A 1039-nucleotide genomic window follows, 5' to 3' on the forward strand; every position below is an offset into this window, starting at 1 on the left:
CCTCGACGTAGGTCGGATTAGCGCAGCGTAATCCGACACAAGCCAACCCGATACATACGCTCTTTGATATACTCCGCGCACCAATAATACCCAATCCGACACACAGAAAACGTAAAACCACTCTAGAACTTAGTTAGGGCAAAACATGAAACTTCAAGATTCCGTGATTGCAATCACTGGCGGTGGCCAGGGTCTGGGCCGTGCCATGGCCGAATACCTCGCTGCCAAGGGTGCCAAAGTGGCGCTGATTGACTTAATGCCAGAAAAGCTGGACGACGCCGTAGCAGCCTGCAAGGCGGCCGGTGTGGAAGCGAAAAGCTACGTCTGCAACGTCGCCAAAGAAGACGATGTTGAGAAAACCTTTGCCGCCATCGTGGCGGACTTCGGCCATCTGAACGGCCTCATCAACAACGCGGGCATTCTGCGTGACGGCCTGATGGTCAAAGTGAAAGATGGCCAGGTCGAGAAGCGCATGGAACTGGCCCAGTGGCAGTCGGTGATCGACGTTAACCTCACCGGCGTGTTCCTGTGCGGCCGCGAAGCCGCCACCCAGATGATCAAGAACGGCGATCAGGGCGCGATCATCAACATCGCCTCCATTTCCCGCGCTGGCAACATGGGCCAGAGCAACTACTCCGCCGCCAAAGCCGGCGTATCCGCGCTGGTTCCGGTCTGGGCGAAAGAGCTGGCCCGCTACGGCATCCGCTGCATGGGCATCGCCCCGGGTTTCATCGAAACCGAAATGGTCGCCTCCATGAAGCCGGAAGCCCTGGAGAAAATGACCGCTGGCATTCCGCTCAAGCGTATGGGCAAGCCGGAAGAAATTGCTTCGGCTGCGGCGTTTATCTTTGAGAACGATTACGTGTCCGGACGGATGATCGAGGTGGACGGGGCTTTGCGGCTCTAGTCCGTTCGACTATTAGGGCGGCCTTCTGGGTGAGGGCTGGCTCTTTTGGTCAGGGGGCTGGTCCCGGGGTGGGGATACCTTTTCTTTCGGAAAAAGAACTCGCTTCGCTCAGACACCTTTGTTCCTGCAGAA

General features: G+C 57.3%; 1 protein-coding gene. It reads left to right on the forward strand.

Going from position 1 to position 1039, the window contains the following annotated elements:
* The first annotated feature begins 145 nt into the window (after nt 1-145).
* Entirely contained in the window at nt 146-907 is a 762-nt protein-coding gene (locus WD429_RS07090) for an SDR family oxidoreductase (protein WP_368421476.1), read from the forward strand.
* Nucleotides 908-1039 lie beyond the last annotated feature (132 nt).

It is taken from the genome of Marinobacter sp., assembly GCF_040904845.1.
In the GTDB taxonomy this organism is placed as follows: Bacteria; Pseudomonadota; Gammaproteobacteria; order Pseudomonadales; family Oleiphilaceae; genus Marinobacter.